14 protein-coding genes are annotated in these 20,285 nt (G+C 59.4%); all 14 read left to right on the top strand.

What is annotated here, in order from left to right:
- Positions 1-2: 2 nt before the first annotated feature.
- The 14 genes from KGA97_RS02220 to KGA97_RS02155 all read left to right on the top strand — a co-directional run bounded on the left by KGA97_RS02220 (position 3) and on the right by KGA97_RS02155 (position 20,268).
- The gene (locus tag KGA97_RS02220) at positions 3-3,161 is read left to right on the top strand and encodes an efflux RND transporter permease subunit (protein ID WP_223480145.1); all 3,159 of its coding nucleotides are present in this window, start codon (positions 3-5) and stop codon (positions 3,159-3,161) included.
- Complete coding sequence (locus tag KGA97_RS02215) at positions 3,158-4,543, top strand: efflux transporter outer membrane subunit (protein WP_223480144.1); 1,386 nt, start codon at positions 3,158-3,160, stop codon at positions 4,541-4,543. The genes KGA97_RS02220 and KGA97_RS02215 overlap by 4 nt, the downstream gene beginning before the upstream one ends.
- Before the next feature lie 527 nt (positions 4,544-5,070).
- On the top strand, positions 5,071-5,697 hold the full coding sequence (locus tag KGA97_RS02210) for a DUF1353 domain-containing protein (RefSeq protein ID WP_223480143.1): 627 nt from the start codon (positions 5,071-5,073) through the stop codon (positions 5,695-5,697).
- A gap of 203 nt (positions 5,698-5,900) precedes the next feature.
- Positions 5,901-7,901 carry a peptidase U32 family protein gene (locus tag KGA97_RS02205; RefSeq protein WP_032832365.1) on the top strand — a complete coding sequence of 667 codons (2,001 nt, stop codon included), beginning with the start codon at positions 5,901-5,903 and terminating at the stop codon, positions 7,899-7,901.
- Positions 7,902-8,105: 204 nt separating this feature from the next.
- Positions 8,106-8,549: a CopD family copper resistance protein gene (locus KGA97_RS02200; protein ID WP_008032069.1), complete on the top strand. Its 444-nt coding sequence runs from the start codon at positions 8,106-8,108 to the stop codon at positions 8,547-8,549.
- A 109-nt stretch (positions 8,550-8,658) separates the two neighbouring features.
- Entirely contained in the window at positions 8,659-10,005 is a 1,347-nt protein-coding gene (locus KGA97_RS02195; protein ID WP_008037459.1) for a coproporphyrinogen III oxidase, read from the top strand.
- A gap of 22 nt (positions 10,006-10,027) precedes the next feature.
- Positions 10,028-11,416: an oxygen-independent coproporphyrinogen III oxidase gene (hemN, locus tag KGA97_RS02190; RefSeq protein WP_008037456.1), complete on the top strand. Its 1,389-nt coding sequence runs from the start codon at positions 10,028-10,030 to the stop codon at positions 11,414-11,416.
- Between the two features lie 109 nt (positions 11,417-11,525).
- Positions 11,526-13,706, top strand: a complete 2,181-nt coding sequence (nosR, locus tag KGA97_RS02185) for a transcriptional regulator NosR (RefSeq protein WP_223480142.1) — start codon at positions 11,526-11,528, stop codon at positions 13,704-13,706.
- 160 nt (positions 13,707-13,866) lie between these two features.
- Complete coding sequence (nosZ, locus tag KGA97_RS02180) at positions 13,867-15,786, top strand: TAT-dependent nitrous-oxide reductase (RefSeq protein ID WP_008037454.1); 1,920 nt, start codon at positions 13,867-13,869, stop codon at positions 15,784-15,786.
- A gap of 27 nt (positions 15,787-15,813) precedes the next feature.
- Positions 15,814-17,103, top strand: a complete 1,290-nt coding sequence (locus KGA97_RS02175) for a nitrous oxide reductase family maturation protein NosD (protein ID WP_008032076.1) — start codon at positions 15,814-15,816, stop codon at positions 17,101-17,103.
- Positions 17,100-18,023, top strand: coding sequence for an ABC transporter ATP-binding protein (locus KGA97_RS02170; protein WP_008037453.1), 924 nt, complete (start codon positions 17,100-17,102; stop codon positions 18,021-18,023). The genes KGA97_RS02175 and KGA97_RS02170 overlap by 4 nt, the downstream gene beginning before the upstream one ends.
- The gene (locus KGA97_RS02165; protein ID WP_008032080.1) at positions 18,020-18,850 is read left to right on the top strand and encodes an ABC transporter permease; all 831 of its coding nucleotides are present in this window, start codon (positions 18,020-18,022) and stop codon (positions 18,848-18,850) included. The genes KGA97_RS02170 and KGA97_RS02165 overlap by 4 nt, the downstream gene beginning before the upstream one ends.
- A gap of 32 nt (positions 18,851-18,882) precedes the next feature.
- Entirely contained in the window at positions 18,883-19,407 is a 525-nt protein-coding gene (locus tag KGA97_RS02160) for a nitrous oxide reductase accessory protein NosL (RefSeq protein ID WP_008037451.1), read from the top strand.
- Between the two features lie 117 nt (positions 19,408-19,524).
- Positions 19,525-20,268, top strand: coding sequence for an SDR family NAD(P)-dependent oxidoreductase (locus tag KGA97_RS02155; protein ID WP_223480141.1), 744 nt, complete (start codon positions 19,525-19,527; stop codon positions 20,266-20,268).
- Positions 20,269-20,285 lie beyond the last annotated feature (17 nt).

Genomic DNA, 20,285 nt, shown 5'->3' with positions numbered 1-20,285 from the left:
ACATGTCCAGGTTCTTTATCGATCGGCCCATTTTTGCCTGGGTACTCGCATTGATCGTCATGCTGGCGGGCGGGCTGGCGATCCTCAAGCTGCCCGTCAACCAATACCCTGACATCGCTCCGCCAGCGATTTCGATTCAGGTGACCTACCCAGGAGCATCGGCCCAGACCGTGCAGGACACCGTGGTCCAGGTCATCGAGCAACAGCTCAACGGCATCGACAACCTTCGCTACGTCAGTTCGGAAAGCAACTCCGATGGCACCATGGCGATCACGGTTACGTTCAACCAAGGGACGAACCCCGACATCGCTCAGGTTCAGGTGCAAAACAAACTCAACCTGGCCACGCCCTTGCTTCCGCAGGAAGTGCAGCAGCAGGGGATCCGGGTGACAAAAGCGGTCAAGAACTTCCTGATTGTGATTGGCGTCGTTTCCGAAGACGGCAGCATGTCCCGCGAGGACCTGGCCAACTACGTGGTATCCAACATGCAGGATCCGCTGTCGCGCACTTCCGGCGTCGGTGACTTCCAGGTGTTCGGCGCGCAGTACTCCATGCGGATCTGGCTTGATCCTTCGAAGCTGGTCAGTTTCGGCCTGACGCCCGTCGATGTGAAAAGTGCGATTCAAGCCCAAAACGTGCAAGTGTCTTCCGGTCAGATTGGCGGCCTGCCTGCACTGCCGGGCCAACAGCTCAACGCCACCATCATTGGCAAAACCCGCTTGCAGTCAGCAGAAGAATTCAAGGACATCCAGCTCAAGGTCAATCCTGACGGCTCCGAAGTGCGTCTGGCCGATGTGGCCGATGTCGCATTGGGCGGTGAAACCTACAGCGTCAACGCCCAGTTCAACGGTATGCCGGCGTCCGGCATCGCCATCAAGCTTGCTCCCGGGGCTAACGCGCTGGACACCACCAAGGCGATCCACGACACCCTTAACCAACTGCAACCGTTTTTCCCTCGCGGTATGAAAGTGGTCTACCCCTACGACACCACGCCAGTGGTGCGCGACTCGATCCATGGTGTGTTCCATACTCTGGGTGAGGCGATCGTGTTGGTGTTCCTCGTGATGCTGCTGTTTCTGCAGAACCTGCGCGCGACCATCATCACCACGCTGACCGTTCCTGTCGTCCTGCTGGGTACGTTCGGTGTTCTCGCGGTCGCCGGTTTCACCATCAACACCTTGTCGATGTTCGGCATGGTGTTGGCCATCGGCCTGCTGGTGGATGACGCCATCGTCGTGGTCGAGAACGTCGAGCGTGTCATGCGTGAGGAGCGGTTGTCGGCGAAAGAAGCCACGATTCGCTCGATGAAACAAATCCAGGGCGCGCTCGTGGGCATTGCCATGGTGTTGTCGGCGGTGCTGTTGCCGATGGCATTTTTCGACGGGTCAACCGGCGTCATCTACCGTCAGTTTTCCCTCACCATCGTGTCGGCGATGGCCCTGTCGGTGCTCACCGCGCTGGTGTTCACGCCTGCCTTGTGCGCCACGATGCTCAAGCCCCATGACCCGACGCATGGGCTCGCGCGTCTCGGCTTCTTCCGTGCTTTCAATCGCGGGTTTGATCGCGGCGTGCAACGCTACGAGCGTGGTGTCGCCGGGATGTTGCGGCACAAGGCGCCGGCATTCCTGGCCTACCTGTTGATCGTCGTTGGCATGGTCTTGCTGTTCAGCCGCATCCCCACTGCGTTTCTGCCCGATGAAGATCAAGGCGTGATCTTTACCCAAGTGCAGACCCCCGCCGGGTCCAGTGCTGAGCGCACGCAAATGGTGCTCGACAGTGTGCGTCAGTATTTGCTCGCCACTCCTGAGCAGGGGGGAGAGGCTAACGCTGTAGACGCCGTGTTTACCGTGAATGGATTCAACTTCGCGGGGCGTGGGCAAAGCTCGGGCATGGCTTTTGTTCTGCTCAAGCCGTGGGAAAAGCGCGGTCCTGAAGATGCGGCGCTCGCGTTGGCCAAGCGCGCTCAAGCGAAATACAGGGGCATGCGCGATGCAATGGTCTTCGCCGTGGTGCCTCCAGCAGTGCGTGAGTTGGGCAACGCTTCGGGCTTTGATTTATTCCTGCAGGATCAGGCCGGCGTCGGTCACGAAGTCCTGGGGCAGGCGCGCAATCAGTTCCTGCGTCTGGCCTCCGAAAGCAAAGTGCTGACAGCGGTTCGACTCAACGGCCTGAGTGATGAGCCCCAGTATCGGTTGAAGATCGATGACCGGCGGGCGAGGGCGCAGGGCGTTTCACAAACAGACATCAACACCACGCTCTCTGTGGCCTTCGGCGGCAACTACGTCAATGATTTCATTGACCGTGGCCGAGTCAAAAAAGTGTTTGTACAGGGCCAGGCCAGCGCGCGCATGTCCCCTGAAGATCTGGACAAATGGTACGTACGTAACGCCGCCGGGAAGATGGTGCCGTTCTCCGCTTTTGCCTCCGGCGAGTGGGTCTTCGGTTCTCCCAAACTGGCGCGCTACAACGGTGTGCCGGCAGAGGAAATACTGGGTGGTCCGGCACCGGGTTACAGCACGGGTGATGCCATGGCTGAAGCACAGGCCATCGCTGCTCAGTTGCCGCCTGGTGTCGCGCTGGCGTGGACGGGCTTGTCGTATGAAGAAAAGCTATCCGGGTCTCAAGCGCCTGTCATGTATGCGCTTTCGCTGCTTGTAGTGTTCCTCTGTCTCGCGGCCCTTTACGAAAGCTGGTCCATTCCCTTGGCCGTGATGCTGGTGGTACCGCTGGGTGTTGTGGGGGCATTGCTTGCCACGACCTTGCGCGGCCTGTCCAACGACGTGTTCTTTCAGGTAGGCCTGCTGACGACAGTCGGGCTGGCGGCGAAGAACGCCATCCTGATCGTGGAGTTCGCCAAGGAACTGCATGAGCAGGGCATGGGCTATGCCGAAGCGGCGATTGAGGCGGCGCGGCTTCGTTTGCGTCCCATTGTCATGACCTCGCTTGCGTTCATCCTCGGGGTTGTGCCGTTGGCTATCTCCACCGGTGCAGGTTCTGGCAGTCAGCATGCCATTGGCACCGGTGTGATCGGCGGCATGCTGACCGCCACCGTCCTGGCCATCTTCTGGGTTCCACTCTTTTATGTGTCGGTGTCGTCACTGTTCGCACGTCGATCGTCCGTCGCTCTGGCCGCAGTCGCTCACGAAGAGGTCATGTCATGATCAAACCATTCAGTTTTCTGGTCCTGAGTTCGTTGTTGTTCAGTGGATGCTCTCTGATCCCGGAGTACCAGCAACCTCAGGCACCGGTGGCGGCGACTTACCCCTTGGCGCCAGTGTCACGTGATGAGAGTGCCGCAGCGCTCGATTGGCGCGAGTTCTTTTCCGATCCGGCCTTGCATCGATTGATCGAGACCGCACTGGCCAACAATCGGGATATCAGGATTGCCACGTTGAACGTCGAGGCCTATCAGGCGCGCTATCGCATTCGTCGCGCGGATCTGTTGCCGGACGTCTCGACGGCGGGCAGTGGTAGTCGTCAGCGAGTTCCGGCAGATCTGGCATCCGGTGATAAAGCCACGATCGAGAGTCAGTACTCTGTCGGGCTGAACGTGAGTTATGAGGTGGATTTGTTCGGCCGTGTGCGCAGCCTCGATCAAGCAGCATTGCAGCGTTACCTGGCCAGTGAACAAGCACAGCGTTCAGCCCGTATCGGGCTGGTGGCAAGCGTTGCAAATGCCTGGCTCATTCTGCAGGCCGATCAAGCGCTGGAGCGACTGACCAGCGATACCCTCGACACCTATGAAAACAGCTACCAGCTGACACGTCGCAGCGTTGAAGTAGGTACCGTTTCAGATTTGGCGTTGAGCCAGGCACAAACCCTGGTGCAAGGCGCTCGCGGCTCGATGGCCCGGTATCGTCGGCAGGTTGCCGAAGACCGAAACCAGTTGGTGTTGTTGATTGGAGGTGAACTCCCCACCGATCTGTCGAGCGGTGATTGGGAGCGACAATCCTTACCTGAGGTGCCAGTGGGATTGCCGTCGGATCTGCTCAACCGTCGGCCCGACATAGTGGAAGCAGAGTTATTGCTCAAGGCTGCCAATGCGGATATCGGCGCAGCCCGGGCTGCGTTCTTTCCCCGAATCAGCCTGACGGCGGATGCTGGCACCTCGAGCGAAGAACTGTCAGGGCTCTTCAATGGAGGCTCGGGTGTCTGGAGCTTTTTCCCCCGGATCAGTCTGCCAATCTTCAATGCAGGCCGCTTGCAAGCCAGCCTGGACGTCACTCAAGTCGAGAAAGACATACAAGTGGCGCGTTACGAAAAGGCGATCCAGTCTGCCTTCAGGGAAGTCAGTGATGGACTGGCTGCAACGCAGACCTTTGGACAGCAGATTGAGGCGCAACAAGGGCTGGTCAGCGCGAGTGCCAAATACTATCGGCTGGCGGAAAGTCGCTACCTGACAGGTATCGACAGCTCTTTGACTCTTTTGGACGCGCAACGGACGCTGTTCGCTGCACAGCAAGCGTTGATCAGTGATCAGTTGGCCGAACGAGCGGCAACTATCGATTTGTACAAAGCGCTGGGAGGAGGGTGGCAGGGCTGACATGACGACCACGGATCCTCCTTTTGGCCATGAAATGGATTACTCCTGCTTTTACGCCCCACAACACAGTAGCGCCTAAGTATTCGTCTGCGCAGCGCCAAAGCAGAGGGGGCGGGAATTGGACAGAGTGATGGCCATTGGCTAACGTCATGTAGCCTCCCTCCGAATCACAAAACGGCGGATTACCAAGGCATGCAAATCGATCTACCGCCCGAGCCGGGAAGCGAATCAAGGGAGATAGAGGCATGGAGAGTGCTGGGGCGGACTTTGATTTGATCGAGGTTTCTGGAGGTCCTCGGTTCCGACCTGGAGAATCCCTTGCTCGCAAGTGAAGCTTTTTCTCAGCTCCCGAAAGCAACTCACGACACGATCAAAATCACGTTTTAGAGTTGGTTGATATTGGTAGGTTGTTGTTAGTCCCGTCGTTAGTGCCAGATAATTTGATGTTGATGGAAAAGCTGGAGAAAAGTCGGGGGCAGCAGGTGGCCCAGAAGAATACTGAAGAGGCGAGGTAACGTGGAAGTGCGATGTTTGCCATCTTTAATGGCAAATTTTTCGTCTTTCAAGGAAGGCTTAATATGCGCTTTCTAATTCTTGTGTTTCTTGTTCTCACGCTGCAAGCCTGCGCTCCGATATCGTATCGCGAAACCGATGAGGGAAGGTTTGAAGGCGCCTTGGATGTGCGCTGGATCAAGAATGACTATTTTCTGTTTGTTCCAAGCAAGGATGATCCGTTTCGATTTACACGTTCTAATGGTGAAGTAATTCGCCCTGGCCCCATGTATACCGATGGGGGGTCAATTCCTCGATTTTTATGGGGCGTCAATGGTTATTCCCCTTGGGGGTACGCCCCCGCTTATATCATTCACGATTGGCTTTTCGTGGCTCATGAGTGTGGTTACCCCGGGTACAAGGATTACTCGTTCAAAAATACGCACATCGTCCTGGCAGAGGGTTTGAAGGCGGTGATGGAGGTAAGTCCTGAGATTCGAAATTACTTTGTTTTTGAATCGGTGGTTGCAGCCGTCAGTTCGCCCATAGCGAAACGGCTCTGGGAGAAGGGTATATGCAACGAACCCGTAGCTTTCAACCTGCTGGGCATTCCTGAACAAACGCCTCCTGGGGAGTTGCTGATGACAATAAAATTCAAATAGTGGCTGACGCGCAGTTCCACTCAGCTGCCCGAGGTCAATGCCGGAGTCGTGACGGGTGATGCTGTCGTTTTTGCGGCTCAGAAGCGCCTTTCGGCTTGTTACAGGCAGGTGATATCAACCCTGACCAAGAAGCCCACGGATGCCGGTCAAACATTTGCCCGCTACAATGCGTGCCTCGACCGTGACAAACCAGATAAAAAAATATGTCCTTGCCCAAACATCACCTGGAACTGCTCAGCCCTGCCCGTGACGTGAGCATCGCTCGCGAGGCGATCCTGCATGGTGCCGACGCCATTTATATCGGTGGCCCGAGCTTCGGCGCCCGCCACAATGCCTGTAACGAAGTGAGTGAGATCGCCGGACTGGTGGAGTTCGCCCGGCGCTACCACGCCCGGGTGTTCACGACGATCAACACGATCCTGCATGACAATGAGCTGGAGCCAGCCCGCAAGCTGATCCATCAGCTCTACGATGCCGGCGTCGATGCGTTGATCGTCCAGGACCTTGGCGTGATGGAGCTGGATATTCCGCCGATCGAGTTGCACGCCAGCACCCAGACCGACATCCGCACCCTGGCACGGGCGAAGTTTCTTGACCAGGCGGGCTTCTCCCAACTGGTACTGGCCCGCGAGCTGAATCTGCAAGAGATTCGCGCCATCGCCGACGAGACCGATGCGGCCATCGAATTCTTCATCCATGGCGCGTTGTGTGTGGCGTTCTCCGGCCAGTGCAACATCTCCCACGCACAGAACGGTCGCAGCGCCAACCGTGGCGACTGTTCACAGGCCTGTCGTTTGCCGTACACCCTCAAGGACGACCAGGGCCGCGTCGTCGCCTACGAAAAACACCTGCTGTCGATGAAGGACAACAACCAGAGCGCCAACATTCGCGCGTTGGTGGAAGCCGGCGTTCGCTCATTCAAGATCGAAGGGCGCTACAAGGACATGGGCTACGTGAAGAACATCACGGCCTACTACCGCCAGCGCCTGGACGACGTTCTTGAAGATCGTCCGGACCTGGCCCGTGCGTCCAGTGGCCGCACTGCGCATTTCTTTGTGCCTGACCCGGACAAGACCTTCCACCGTGGCAGCACCGACTACTTTGTCACCGACCGCAAGGTCGACATCGGTGCCTTCGATTCACCGACTTTCACCGGCCTGCCAGTGGGCGTGGTGGAGAAGGTGGGCAAGCGTGATTTGCAGGTGGTGACCTCTGAGCCGCTGTCCAACGGCGACGGTCTCAACGTGCAGATCAAGCGCGAAGTAGTGGGCTTTCGCGCCAACATCGCCGAGCCTAAGGGTGAGTTCCTCGAAGAGGGCGAGAAGCGTTATCGCTACCGTGTCGAGCCCAACGAGATGCCGGACGGGATGTACAAGCTGCGGCCCAACCATCCACTGAGCCGCAACCTGGACCATAACTGGCAGCAAGCCTTGCAGAAGACTTCCGCTGAACGTCGTATCGGCCTGGCCTGGGTCGCACAGCTGGACGAGCAGCGCCTGCAACTCACCGCCACCAGCGAGGAGGGCGTCAGTGCCAGCGTGTCTCTGGACGGTCCGTTCGGTCTGGCCAACAAGCCGGAGCAGGCCCTGGACCAACTGCGTGATCTGCTCGGTCAACTGGGCACCACCGACTACCACGCCACCGGCATCAAGCTGGAAGCAACCCAGGCGTTCTTCATCCCCAACTCGCAGCTCAAGGCCTTGCGTCGGGAAGTGATCGAAGCGCTGACCGCGGCCCGTCTGCTGGCCCACCCACGGGGTGGTCGCAAGGCCGAGACAAACCCGCCGCCGGTGTACCCGGAATCGCACCTGTCGTTCCTGGCCAACGTCTACAACCAAAAGGCTCGCGACTTCTATCACCGTCACGGCGTCAAGCTGATCGATGCAGCCTTCGAGGCCCACGAGGAAACCGGAGAAGTGCCGGTGATGATCACCAAGCACTGCCTGCGTTTCTCCTTCAACCTCTGCCCCAAACAGGCCAAAGGGGTCACCGGCGTTCGCACCAAGGTCGCGCCGATGCAACTGGTGCACGGTGATGAGGTGCTGACGTTGAAGTTCGACTGCAAACCTTGCGAAATGCACGTGATCGGCAAGATCAAGGGCCACATCCTTGACCTGCCGCTACCGGGCAGCGTCGCGGAGCCGGTCGTCGGTTACATCAGCCCTGAAGATCTGCTCAAGACGATTCCTCGCGCGCCCCACTGAAAGGTGGGCTAACCCGCATCAGGGACAGGGACGTTTCTTGATCGGTGTCAAACGGGTGGGGCGGGCAGCTCTGTATTCTGTGAAGCAACACTCGCGCGCCCTTGCGGATGAACGCGCGAGTTCCCATTGGGCCGAAGTTCACCGGCACTGGCGACACAATGGGATTGATGTTCCTCTCGCTGAGTCATCAGAGCCATCCCTCTCATGGTCTATCCCGTTTTTTTGACATTGCACCTGTTCGCCGCGCTGATCTTCATCGGCACGGTGTTCTTCGAGGTCCTGTTTCTGGAAAGCATCCGCAAGCAATTGCCCGACAGGGTAATGATGCTGGTCGAGCAGGGGATCGGTCGTCGAGCACGGACGCTGATGCCGTGGGTGTTGCTGGTGTTGTTCGGCGCGGGGATCGGCATGGTCTGGCAGCGCTACTTGCCCGCTCTTGCCACGCCGCTGGCGTCCTCGTTCGGCACGTTGCTGATGGTGAAAATCGTCGTTGCCGTGAGCGTGCTCCTGCATTTTCTGGTGGCCATGATTCTGTTCAAAAGCGGGCGCATGAACGCTCGTTACCTGCAATTCATCCACGGCAGTCTGTTCTGCCATATGGTCGCCATCGTCTTGCTGGCCAAGGGCATGTTTTACCTGACGTGGTGACCGATGGTCGGCCTCTGCAAGCACTTGGCTGGCGGCTTGATACAAATCAAGGAGCGATGATTGCCGATCCCGGACACTGAAGATCTGCAGCCAGTCTGGGAGACCCGTCATGCTCGATTTCTTTCACAACCCTGGCGAGCTTGTCGCTCGGTGCGATCAGGGTGTGCTCGACCCCAACTGCCATGCCGATACGCAAAAGTTTCACAACGGCATCGGCTCTCTGGATTTGCTTCGTGCCTTGCGCGTCAGCCGCCAGAAACGCCGGCCGCTCTCCCTGAACTTGCGCCTGCCTTCCAGCCTCAAGCCATCCTTTTGCACCCTTGCTGATGCCTGTGGCGAGCAGGGCGCCATCGAGCAGTACCTGCGGCGTCTGGAGCACGAGATCGACCTGGTCGGTTGCCACACCCATCCAGAGCAACGGGTCGAGCAATTTCACCTGGGCGGTGGAACGCCCACCATCGCCCATATTCAGCGACTGATGGGGCATTTGCGTCGCCGGTTCAACTTTCTGGCGCATGAGTCTGGTGACTACAGCGTTGAAGTGGATTTGCATCACACCGATTGGTCGACCATGGGCGTGCTGCGTGACCAGGGATTCAATCACGTCAGCATTGGCGTTCCGGACATCGACACCGAGTGCGAGATGTCCGTGGCTTGCTACCAGAATCCGGCGCCGATCCATTCGCTCATCGATGCCGCGCGCACGTTTGGTTATCGCTCCATCAATGTCGATCTGGGATTTGGCCATGCCTGGCAAACGCCGGACAGTTTTGCGCTGAAGCTGACGACGATTATCGAGCTGGAGCCCGACCGCCTGATGGTGTTCGACTACGCACGGCCGCCACGCCGCTATCGGCCTGTGCTCGGTGACAAGGCCAGGGCGTTGTGCAGCCAGGACGACAAAGGCGCGATGCGTCAGATCTGCTTCGAGCAATTGCTGGCAGCGGGGTATCACTACATCGGCATGGGGCAGTTTGTCCGGCCCGATGATGACCTGGCGATCGCTCAGGAGCGAGGCCGCTTGAGCCGCACCTGCGACGGTTTCACCCGTCACGGCTATTGCGACCACATCGGGTTCGGTGTGGGCGCCATCAGCCGGATCGACGATTTGTACACGCAAAATACCGACGCCATTGAGCGCTATCAGCGTCAGCTGGACAACGACCAGCTGCCGACTGCTCGTGGCTGGCGTTTCGAGGCGGGGGAGCAGATCAGGCAAATGGTCATGGAGCGACTGGCGTGTGATCAGGAGCTGGATATCCGTGCCATCGAGCGGCGCTATGGGCTGGTGTTCCCCATGTATTTCTCATCCGTCTGGCCGTTGCTGGAGCAATTGAGTCGTGACGGTTTGATTGAATTGTCAGAGCGTTTCATCAGCATCCTTCCCGCCGGCCGGCAGGAGGTGGATGCTATCTGCAGCCTGTTTGAAAAGGAGGTGGACAGTGCAAAACATTAACCCACCTGCGAGTTGATTAATCATGAAGCCTTCATTCGATTTCAATCGTGCCCTGGTCGAAAAATATGACCGGCCCGGGCCGCGCTACACCTCTTACCCGACGGCCCCGCAGTTTCATCAGGCGTTTGCCGTTGACGACTATCAGCGTGCCGCCCACGACAGCAACCAGGCCGCAGTGCCGAAACCGTTGTCGGTGTACATCCACATCCCGTTCTGCAAAAGCCTTTGTTACTACTGCGCCTGCAACAAAATCATTACCCAAAAGACCCATCGTGCCGTCGAATACCTGACGTACCTCAAGCGTGAAATCGCCATGCAGGCCGCGCTGTTCGACAGCACGCGCAAGCTTACGCAACTGCATTTGGGCGGGGGCACACCGACGTATTTGACCCAAGAACAACTGGCCGACCTGATGGACTGCCTGCACCAGGCATTCGACATGGACGACAGCGATGACCATGAGTTTTCCATCGAGGTCGACCCGCGCACCATCAGCAGCGAACAGATCCACTCGCTGCGCCAATTGGGCTTCAATCGCCTGAGCTTTGGCGTGCAGGACTTCGATCCCGACGTCCAGGCGGCGGTCAATCGCCAGCAAAGTGAAGCGCAGATTTATGCGCTGGTCGCGGCGGCGCGCGAGGCGCAATTCAAGTCGATCAGCGTCGATCTGATTTACGGCCTGCCCCTGCAAACGGTGCAGAGTTTTGACGTCACCCTCGCCAAGATCATTGCCCTGCGCCCGGACCGGATTGCTGCCTACAGTTATGCGCATCTGCCGGAGCTGGTGCGCGCGCAACGGCTGATTCGCCCGGAGGACATGCCACCGCCGGAGCGCAAGCTGGAGTTGCTCGAACTGACCATTCGCCGTTTGACCGAGGCCGGTTATGTCTACATCGGCATGGACCATTTCGCCTTGCCGGATGACGAGCTGGCGCTGGCCCGCGCCCATGGCACGCTGCAACGCAATTTCCAGGGGTACTCGACCCATGCCGACTGCGACTTGATCGGCCTCGGGGTGTCTTCGATCGGCAAGGTCGGCGACAGCTACAGCCAGAGCGTCAAGGAGCTTTCGCAGTACTACGCGCGCATCAATCAAGGTCTGCTGCCGGTGCATCGGGGTTATCGCCTGAGCGCTGACGACCTGTTGCGCCGCGAAGTGATCAGCGACCTGATGTGTCATGGCCGGATCGATTTCGCCAAGTTCGAAGCACGTCACGCGATCTGCTTCACCGAGTATTTTGCCGAGTCATTGGCCCAACTCGGCGAGCACGTTCGCGACGGGCTCTTGCAGATTCACCGTGACGAGCTGGTGCTGTTGCCGCAAGGGCATTTGATGATGCGCAGCGCCGCGATGGCGTTTGATGCCTACTTGGGCGATCAGCAAAAAGGCCAGTTTTCGCGCACTGTTTGAGACATTCGGGCGCTCTGGAACGGGGATTGTCGGCAAGTTGATTTCAATCAAGGGACGGGGGCGCAATGCTCCCTAACATGACCGCAGACCCTTTGAAATCAGCCCGCTCATGACAATCTCTTCGCCTTCGATACCTGGCAACCTGCGCATCTGGAGCGTTGGTCTGGTGGTGACGGTCTTGCTGATACTCGCGATGTTCGCGGTGGTTGAGGCCAAGTCATACGGCGACATCGAGCAGCAGCGTATCGAGAAGGTCTTCCCGCAAACCGATTCGGTTTCCGCAGCGGAAGGCCCGTTCAAGGTGCGGACGATATCAGCGGGCGGCAAGGTCATCGGTTATGTCTTCCAGAGCCTGGACGTGGTGGACATTCCGGCCTACTCGGGCAAACCGATCAATACCCAGGTGATCCTCGACACCGCCGGTGTTATTCAGGATGCCTACGTCCTGGAACACCATGAGCCGATTCTGCTGATCGGCATCCCCGAAGAAAAACTCCACGGTTTCAGTGCCCGCTACACAGGGATCAAGGTCAGCCAGCGAGTGGTTGTCGGCCACTCCAGTGACCCGAGTGCGGTCACCGTGGATGCCATTGCCGGCGCAACCGTCACCGCCATGGTGGTCAATGAAGTCATCATGCGGGCCGCCCATGAAGTGGCCGTATCGCTCAAGCTGATCGAAGACAAGGGGGCAGTGGCGAGCAAGCCCGCCACTGTGCGCCAGGACTTTTTCGAGCCTGCCACCTGGGAGCAACTGAGCGGAAACGGCGCCATCCGTCGCTTGAACCTGACCCGTGGACAGGTCGATGCCGCCTTCAAAGGCACCGAGGCCGAAGGCGTCGACACGGCCGCGCCTGACCAGGTCGATGACACCTTTATCGAGCTGTACACCGCCGACCTGAACCCGCCGACCATTGGCCGCGCGTTGCTGGGTGACATTCAATACCGTGTCCTCATGCAAGAGCTCAAGCCCGGCGAGCAAGCCATTGCTGTATTGGGACGCGGCTTGTATTCGTATAAAGGCTCGGGTTATGTGCGCGGCGGGATTTTCGACCGGGTGCAATTGCGCCAGTTCGGCAATGTCATCAGCTTTCGCGACATGGACCATCAGCGCCTCTCCGACGTGTTCGCCAAGGGCATGCCCGAGTTCAATGAGATGTCGGTGTTCATTGTGCGCAAGCAGGCGGGTTTCGATCCAGGATCGCCCTGGTCCCTGGAGTTGCTGGTACGGCGTCAGACCGGTCCGGTCAGCGGCATGTTCAGCAGCTTCGAACTGTCTTATCAATTGCCCGAGCAATACCTTGAGCGCCCCGCACCGAGTGCCGAAGAACTGGCTGCCATCGAGGAAGCCAACCGGCCGATGTGGTTGACGATCTGGTATCAGAAACACTTCCAGGTCGGTGTACTCGCCACCGCGTTGTTGCTGCTGACCGCGATCCTGTTCCTGCAGGACAAGTTCACCCGCCGCCCGCATTTCCTGCACTGGCTGCGTCGCGGTTACCTGATCTTCACCGTGGTGTTCCTCGGCTGGTATGCGCTGGGGCAGCTGTCGGTGGTCAATGTCCTGACCTTTGTCCATGCGTTGTTCGAGCACTTTCGCTGGGAGCTGTTTCTCACCGACCCGCTGATTTTCATGCTGTGGGTGTTCACCGCCGCGAGCATTCTGTTGTGGGGGCGTGGGGTGTTCTGCGGCTGGTTGTGCCCGTTTGGTGCCTTGCAAGAACTGATCAACGAAGCCGCGCGCAAACTGAAAATCCCCCAATACGAATTGCCCTTCGCGGTGCATGAGCGGTTGTGGGCAATCAAGTACATCATTTTGCTGCTGCTGTTCGGTATCTCCCTGGAATCCATGTCCACCGCCGAACTGTTCGCCGAGGTGGAACCGTTCAAGACCGCCATCACCCTCAGGTTCGACCGCCAATGGTGGTTTGTCCTTTACGCGGTGGCGCTGCTGGTCATCAACATCTTCACGCGCAAAGTCTATTGCCGCTACATCTGCCCGTTGGGTGCCGCGTTGGCGATCCCGACCAAGCTGCGCCTGTTCGACTGGCTCAAGCGCCGCAAGGAATGCGGCAACCCCTGCCAGTTGTGCGCCAAAGAATGCGAGATCCAGGCGATTCACCCGGATGGGCGGATCAATGCCAACGAGTGCCACTACTGCCTCGATTGCCAGATGACTTACCACAACGAACACAAATGCCCGCCGCTGATCAACAAGCGCAAGAAGCGCGGCAAACCGGCTCCTGTGGCGGCGCAACTGATACCTGTCGTGGAAGTGACCGCCCCTGAATGACGCGCCCTTGTAGGAGTGAGCCTGCTCGCGATGGTCGCTAACGTTGACGCGTAATGACTGGCTCAACGCGGCGCTCTTGAGTCCATCGCGAGCAGGCTCGCTCCTACAGTTGACCGAGTTCTACCCGCACACCGTTTTATCCCTTCAAGGAGTACGCAGCATGACTGACACAGAATCCACAAAACCGGTGCAGGAAGAAGAGCACACCGGACTCAGCCGTCGCGGTTTTCTCGGTAGCAGCGCCGTCACCGGGGCGGTGCTGGCAGGGGCCACGACATTGGGCGGGGCGGTGTTCAGCCGCGAGTCATGGGCGGCTGCGGTCAAGGATGCGCAGGCGAAAACCCATGTCGGCCCCGGCGAGCTGGACGAATACTACGGCTTCTGGAGCGGTGGACATCAGGGCGAAGTGCGGGTGCTGGGCGTGCCGTCGATGCGCGAGTTGATGCGTATTCCGGTGTTCAACGTCGACTCGGCCACCGGTTGGGGCCTGACCAACGAAAGCAAGCGCATCATGGGCGACAGCGCGAAGTTCCAGAACGGCGATTGCCATCACCCGCACATCTCCATGACGGACGGCAAGTACGACGGTAAGTACCTGTTCATCAACGACAAGGCCAACTCCCGTATTGCGCGCATCCGCCTGGACATCATGAAGTGCGACAAGATGCTCACGGTGCCGAACGTGCAAGCCATTCACGGCCTGCGCCTGCAAAAAGTGCCGTACACCAAGTACGTGTTCGCCAACGCCGAGTTCGTCATTCCGCACCCCAATGACGGCCACACCTTCGACCTGCAAGACAAGAACAGCTTCACCATGTTCAACGCCGTCGATGCCGAAAAAATGGAAATGGCGTTTCAGGTGATCGTCGACGGCAATCTGGACAACGCCGACATGGACTACACCGGCAAGTACGCCGCGTCCACCTGCTACAACTCGGAGAAGGCCTACGACCTCGGCGGCATGATGCGCAACGAGCGCGACTGGGTCGTGGTGTTCAACATTCCGCGCATCGAAGCCGCGATCAAGGCCGGCAAGTTCATCACCCTGGAAAACTCGAAAGTGCCGGTGGTCGACGGTCGTAAAACCGATGGCAAGGACTCCGAATTCACCCGTTACATCCCGGTGCCGAAGAACCCCCACGGCCTCAACACCTCATCCGATGGCAAGTACTTCATTGCCAACGGCAAGCTGTCGCCAACCGTATCGATGATCGCCATCGACCGCCTGGACGACCTGTTCGCCGATAAATTCAAGGACCCGCGCGAAGTCATCGCCGCCGAGCCGGAATTGGGCCTGGGCCCGTTGCACACCACCTTCGACGGTCGCGGCAACGCCTACACCACGCTGTTCATCGACAGCCAGGTGGTGAAGTGGAACATGGCGGACGCGGTACGTGCCTACAAGGGCGAGAAGGTCAATTACATCAAGCAAAAACTCGACGTGCATTACCAGCCCGGCCACAACCACGCGTCGCTGACCGAAACCAGTGAGGCGGACGGCAAGTGGCTGGTGGTGTTGTGCAAGTTCTCCAAGGACCGCTTCCTGCCGACCGGGCCGCTGCACCCGGAAAACGACCAGTTGATCGATATTTCCGGCGAAGAAATGAAGTTGGTGCACGACGGCCCGGCGTTTGCCGAACCGCACGATTGCATCCTCGCGCGGCGGGATCAGATCAAGACGCAAAAAATCTGGAACCGTAACGACCCGTTCTTCGCCGCCACCGTGGAGTTGGCCAAGAAGGATGGCATCAACCTGGAGACCGACAACAAGGTGATCCGCGACGGCAATCATGTGCGGGTCTACATGACCTCCATGGCACCGGCGTATGGCCTGACCGAGTTCACCGTCAAGCAGGGCAACGAAGTGACCGTGACCATCACCAACATCGACCAGATCGAGGACGTGTCCCACGGTTTCGTCATGACCAACCACGGCGCGAGCATGGAGATCAGCCCGCAGCAAACCTCGTCCATCACCTTCACCGCCGACAAGGCCGGCCTGCATTGGTATTACTGCAGCTGGTTCTGCCATGCGCTGCACATGGAAATGGTCGGCCGCATGAAGGTCGAGCGGGCCTGACGGTTGAGCATCGACAGGAGCGGACCGATGACCGACATCAAGGGAAACCCGATCAAGGTGATCGCGCTTGCGCTCCTGCTGATGCCCGGCAGTGTGCTGGCGGTGCAACCCATTACCACGCTGCCGTTGCGCCTTGACGCCGAGCAACGCTGGCACGTGCCGGCGGGCGAATACCGTGGCTCGTTCAGCGTCGATCAGCCGATGCAGATTGTGTGCGAGCCCGGCGCGGTTTTTCAGGCGCAAGGGCAGGGCAACGGGGTGATTGTCAGCGCACCGGACGTCGGGATCGAGGGCTGCACTTTTCTGGACTGGGGGCATGACCTCACGGCCATGAATGCGGCGGTGTTCCTCCAGCCCAAGGCCCGTGGCGCGGTGATCAAAGGCAATCGACTGCAAGGCCAGGGTTTCGGGATCTGGGTCGATGGGACTCAGGATGCGAGCCTGATCGACAACCGCATCCAGGGCGATCCGGCGATGCGTTCACAGGATCGCGGTAACGGCATTCACCTGTATGCAGTACATGGCGCCAGGGTCATCGGCAACCAGGTGCGCGACACCCGCGATGGCATCTACATCGACACCTCCAACGGCAACCTGCTGCAAGGCAATACCCTGGAAGACCTGCGTTACGGCGTGCATTACATGTTCGCCAACGACAACCAGCTGATCGGCAACACCACCCGCCGCACCCGCACCGGCTACGCCCTGATGCAAAGCCGCAAGCTCACGGTGATCGGCAACCGCTCCGAACAGGATCAGAACTACGGCATCCTGATGAACTACATCACCTACTCGACCTTGCGCGACAACTTCGTCACCGACGTGCGCGACGGCTCGACCGGCGACAGCATGATCAGCGGCGCCGAGGGCAAGGCGCTGTTCATCTACAACTCGCTGTTCAACCGCATCGAACACAACCACTTCGAGCACAGCGCCGTGGGCATTCACCTCACCGCCGGCTCCGAAGACAACCGCATCGCCGACAACGCGTTTGTCGGCAACCAGCGCCAGGTCAAATACGTCGCCACCCGCTTGCAGGAATGGTCGGCGGATGGTCGGGGCAATTACTGGAGCGACTATCTGGGCTGGGACCGCAACAACGATGGCCTGGGCGATATCGCCTACGAACCCAACGACAACGTCGACCGCCTGCTGTGGCTGTACCCGCAGGTGCGGCTGTTGATGAACAGCCCCGGGATTGAACTGCTGCGCTGGGTGCAACGGGCGTTTCCGGTGATGAAATCGCCGGGCGTACTCGACAGCCATCCGTTGATGAAATCCACCACGCACACCCTGACCAAGGAGCCCGTCACATGAATGTCGTCGATCTGGAAGGCGTCAGCCAGCGTTATGGGCACACCACGGTGTTGCATCAGTTGAGCCTTAGCCTGGCCGAAGGCGAAGTGCTGGGTTTGTTCGGGCACAACGGCGCGGGCAAGACCACCAGCATGAAACTGGTGCTCGGTTTGTTGCAGGCCAGCGAAGGGCAAGTCAGGGTGTTTGGCCGCTTGCCCAGTGATCCGAATGTCCGGCGTCTGCTCGGCTATTTGCCGGAGAACGTGACGTTTTATCCGCAAATGAGCGGTCTGGAAACCTTGCGTCATTTCGCGCGACTCAAAGGGGCCGCGTTCGCTCAGGTGGACGGGCTGCTGGAGGAAGTTGGCCTGGCAGGGGCGGCGCATCGACGGGTCAAGACCTACTCCAAAGGCATGCGCCAGCGCCTCGGACTGGCGCAAGCGTTGCTCGGCGAACCGCGCCTGTTGCTGCTCGACGAGCCGACGGTCGGCCTCGATCCCATCGCCACTCAAGACCTGTATCGGTTGCTCGACCGTCTACGCAGCCAGGGCACCAGCGTCATTCTCTGCTCTCACGTTTTGCCGGGGGTCGAGGCGCATATCAATCGTGCGGCGATCCTGACCCAGGGGCGTCTGCTGGCCCTCGGCAGTCTGCGCAGCCTGCGCGAGGAAGCCGGGTTGCCGACGCTGATTCGCGCCAACGGGCTCAAGCATGCCGGCCCCTTGCAGGCCTCGTGGAACATTGCAGGGCATGTCACTCAACGTTGGGGCGTGGAGGGCCTCGAAGTGGCCGCGCTCAATGGCAGCAAACTGGGCCTGTTGCGCCAGTTGCTCAATGAGGATGAGCCGGCTGACGTGGAAATCACTCCGCCGTCCCTGGAAGACCTCTACCGCTATTACATGGGACGGGCCGCTGCGACCCACAGTGGAGAGATTCTATGAACCCGATCTGGAACATGGCCCGCAAGGAATTCAATGACGGTTTGCGCAACCGCTGGTTATTGGCGATCAGCCTGTTGTTCGCGGTGCTGGCCACCGGCATTGCCTGGTTGGGCGCGGCGGCGTCCGGTCAGTTGGGCTTTACCTCGGTGCCCGCGACCATCGCCAGCCTGGCCAGCCTGGCGACGTTCCTGATGCCGCTGATCGCCTTGATGCTGGCGTATGACGCCATTGTCGGCGAGGACGAAAGCGGCACCTTGCTGCTGTTGTTGACCTATCCACTGGGGCGCGGGCACATCCTGCTCGGCAAGTTCATTGGCCACGGGTTGATCCTGGCGCTGGCGACGCTGATCGGTTTCGGCTGCGCGATGCTCGCGATCGCCGTGCTGGTGGACGACGTCGAGCTGAGCCTGCTGCTCTGGGCCTTCGGACGATTCATTGTGTCGTCGACGCTACTGGGCTGGGGCTTCCTGGGGCTGGCTTATGTGCTGAGCAGCGTGGCAGCCGAGAAATCCACGGCCGCCGGTTTGGCGCTGGGCGTGTGGTTCTTTTTCGTGCTGGTGTTTGACCTGGCGCTGCTCGCCCTGCTGGTGCTCAGCGAAGGGCACTTCAACCCGAAAGTGCTGCCCTGGTTGCTGCTGTTCAATCCCGCCGACCTCTATCGCTTGATCAATCTTTCCGGTTTTGACGCCGTCGCCAGTACCGCTGGTGTGCTGACCCTGGGCAGCGATTTGCCTGTGCCGGGCTCGATGCTCTGGCTCTGCCTGCTGTTGTGGGTGGCGGCGCCGTTGGGTACGGCCTGGCTGCTGTTCCGTCGACGGGCGACTTGAATTCTTACTTTGGTTTTTTGGAGCACCTGATGATGAGAACGCTTGATTGGAAGACGCTGCGCAACCTGGCGGGCCTGATGGTCTGTGTGCTGCTGACGGCGTGTGACAAACCCGTGCAAGCCAGCTACAGCGATGCCCCCAGCGCCTTTCATCCCAGTGATGAGTGCCATGTCTGCGGCATGATCATCGACGGCTTCCCCGGCCCCAAGGGCGAAGTGGTCGAGCACAGCGGCATCAAGAAATTCTGCTCCACGGCGGAAATGATCGGCTGGTGGTTGCAACCGGAAAACCATCATGGCGATGCCAGGCTGTATGTCCACGACATGGAGCACAGCCCTTGGAATTCGCCGGATGACACCCAACTGATCGATGCCAAAGATGCGTATTACGTGGTCGGCACCCGGCTCAAGGGGGCGATGGGTGTGGTGTTGGCGTCGTTCTCCAGCCAGCAGGCTGCTGAAAAACTGGCCACGGAGCAGGGCGGTCGCGTGCTGCGGTTCAGCGAGATCGATCAGTCGGTGCTGCAACAACCGGCCATGTCGCACTCGACTCATTGAGCTGTCGATCCATTGAGAAAATCTGATCGCCGTCAAGTCGGTATTTTTGCATCTGTTCAAAGATAGGGTCCCGCCAGGTCCCCAGTGCTTGGCATCGACGATGCCCAGGAGAACATGATGCAAACCGAGTTTCAGGATCGTTTGGCCGTGATCACCGGCGCCAGTTCCGGGATTGGCCTGGCCTTGTGCGCGGCGCTTTTGCCGCGTGGGGTCAGGGTGTTGGCGATGTCGCGCACCGTCGGTGACTTGCCGGCCTTGCAGCAGATCTATGGTGAACGGCTGCAATGGTGTGCCGGGGACGTTACCTGCGAGGACGATCTGCAAGGGTTGGCCCGGCGGGCGGCGACGTTGGGGCGGGTGGATTATCTGGTGCCCAACGCCGGCATTGCCGAAATGGCCGATAGCCTGGATATGCCGGCCTTTCAGCGGCAATGGGCGGTCAACGGTGCGGGTGCGTTGAACACCTTGGCGGCGTTGCGCGGTGAGTTGGCGAACCCGGCGTCGGTGGTGTTTGTCGGCAGCTTCCTGACGGGGTCGAGTTTTCCCGGTCTGGCGGCCTGCATTGCCAGTAAGGCCGCACTCGCGGCACAGGCGCGCACTTTGGCGGTGGAGTTTGCCCGTTTCGATGTGCGCATCAACCTGGTCTCGCCGGGGCCGACCGCGACCTCGATGTGGGACAACCTGGGCTTGAGTGATGGTGAGCTTGACGATGTTGCTGACACGCTTGGCAAGCGTCTTTTGCCGGGGCATTTTCTTGATGCGTCTGCGGTGGCCAACGTGATTATTTTTCAGCTGTCCCAGGGGGCGCGGGGGGTTTATGGACAGGACTGGAAGGTTGATAACGGTTATACGTTGGGCTGAGGGGGGCTGAGGGGGCT

Origin of the sequence: Pseudomonas sp. BF-B-15, from assembly GCF_019946675.1 — a bacterium.
GTDB lineage: Bacteria > Pseudomonadota > Gammaproteobacteria > Pseudomonadales > Pseudomonadaceae > Aquipseudomonas > Aquipseudomonas migulae.
Note: the sequence above shows the minus strand (reverse complement) of the source record. Positions and strands in the feature narration are given on the sequence as shown.

Coding starts and splice junctions, on each gene's coding strand:
- nosR (WP_223480142.1), top strand. CDS start 11,526: ATGACAATCTCTTCGCCTTCGATACCTGGCAACCTGCGCATCTGGAGC.
- KGA97_RS02175 (WP_008032076.1), top strand. CDS start 15,814: ATGACCGACATCAAGGGAAACCCGATCAAGGTGATCGCGCTTGCGCTC.
- KGA97_RS02200 (WP_008032069.1), top strand. CDS start 8,106: ATGGTCTATCCCGTTTTTTTGACATTGCACCTGTTCGCCGCGCTGATC.
- nosZ (WP_008037454.1), top strand. CDS start 13,867: ATGACTGACACAGAATCCACAAAACCGGTGCAGGAAGAAGAGCACACC.
- hemN (WP_008037456.1), top strand. CDS start 10,028: ATGAAGCCTTCATTCGATTTCAATCGTGCCCTGGTCGAAAAATATGAC.
- KGA97_RS02205 (WP_032832365.1), top strand. CDS start 5,901: ATGTCCTTGCCCAAACATCACCTGGAACTGCTCAGCCCTGCCCGTGAC.
- KGA97_RS02195 (WP_008037459.1), top strand. CDS start 8,659: ATGCTCGATTTCTTTCACAACCCTGGCGAGCTTGTCGCTCGGTGCGAT.
- KGA97_RS02210 (WP_223480143.1), top strand. CDS start 5,071: ATGTTTGCCATCTTTAATGGCAAATTTTTCGTCTTTCAAGGAAGGCTT.
- KGA97_RS02155 (WP_223480141.1), top strand. CDS start 19,525: ATGCAAACCGAGTTTCAGGATCGTTTGGCCGTGATCACCGGCGCCAGT.
- KGA97_RS02165 (WP_008032080.1), top strand. CDS start 18,020: ATGAACCCGATCTGGAACATGGCCCGCAAGGAATTCAATGACGGTTTG.
- KGA97_RS02220 (WP_223480145.1), top strand. CDS start 3: ATGTCCAGGTTCTTTATCGATCGGCCCATTTTTGCCTGGGTACTCGCA.
- KGA97_RS02215 (WP_223480144.1), top strand. CDS start 3,158: ATGATCAAACCATTCAGTTTTCTGGTCCTGAGTTCGTTGTTGTTCAGT.
- KGA97_RS02160 (WP_008037451.1), top strand. CDS start 18,883: ATGAGAACGCTTGATTGGAAGACGCTGCGCAACCTGGCGGGCCTGATG.
- KGA97_RS02170 (WP_008037453.1), top strand. CDS start 17,100: ATGAATGTCGTCGATCTGGAAGGCGTCAGCCAGCGTTATGGGCACACC.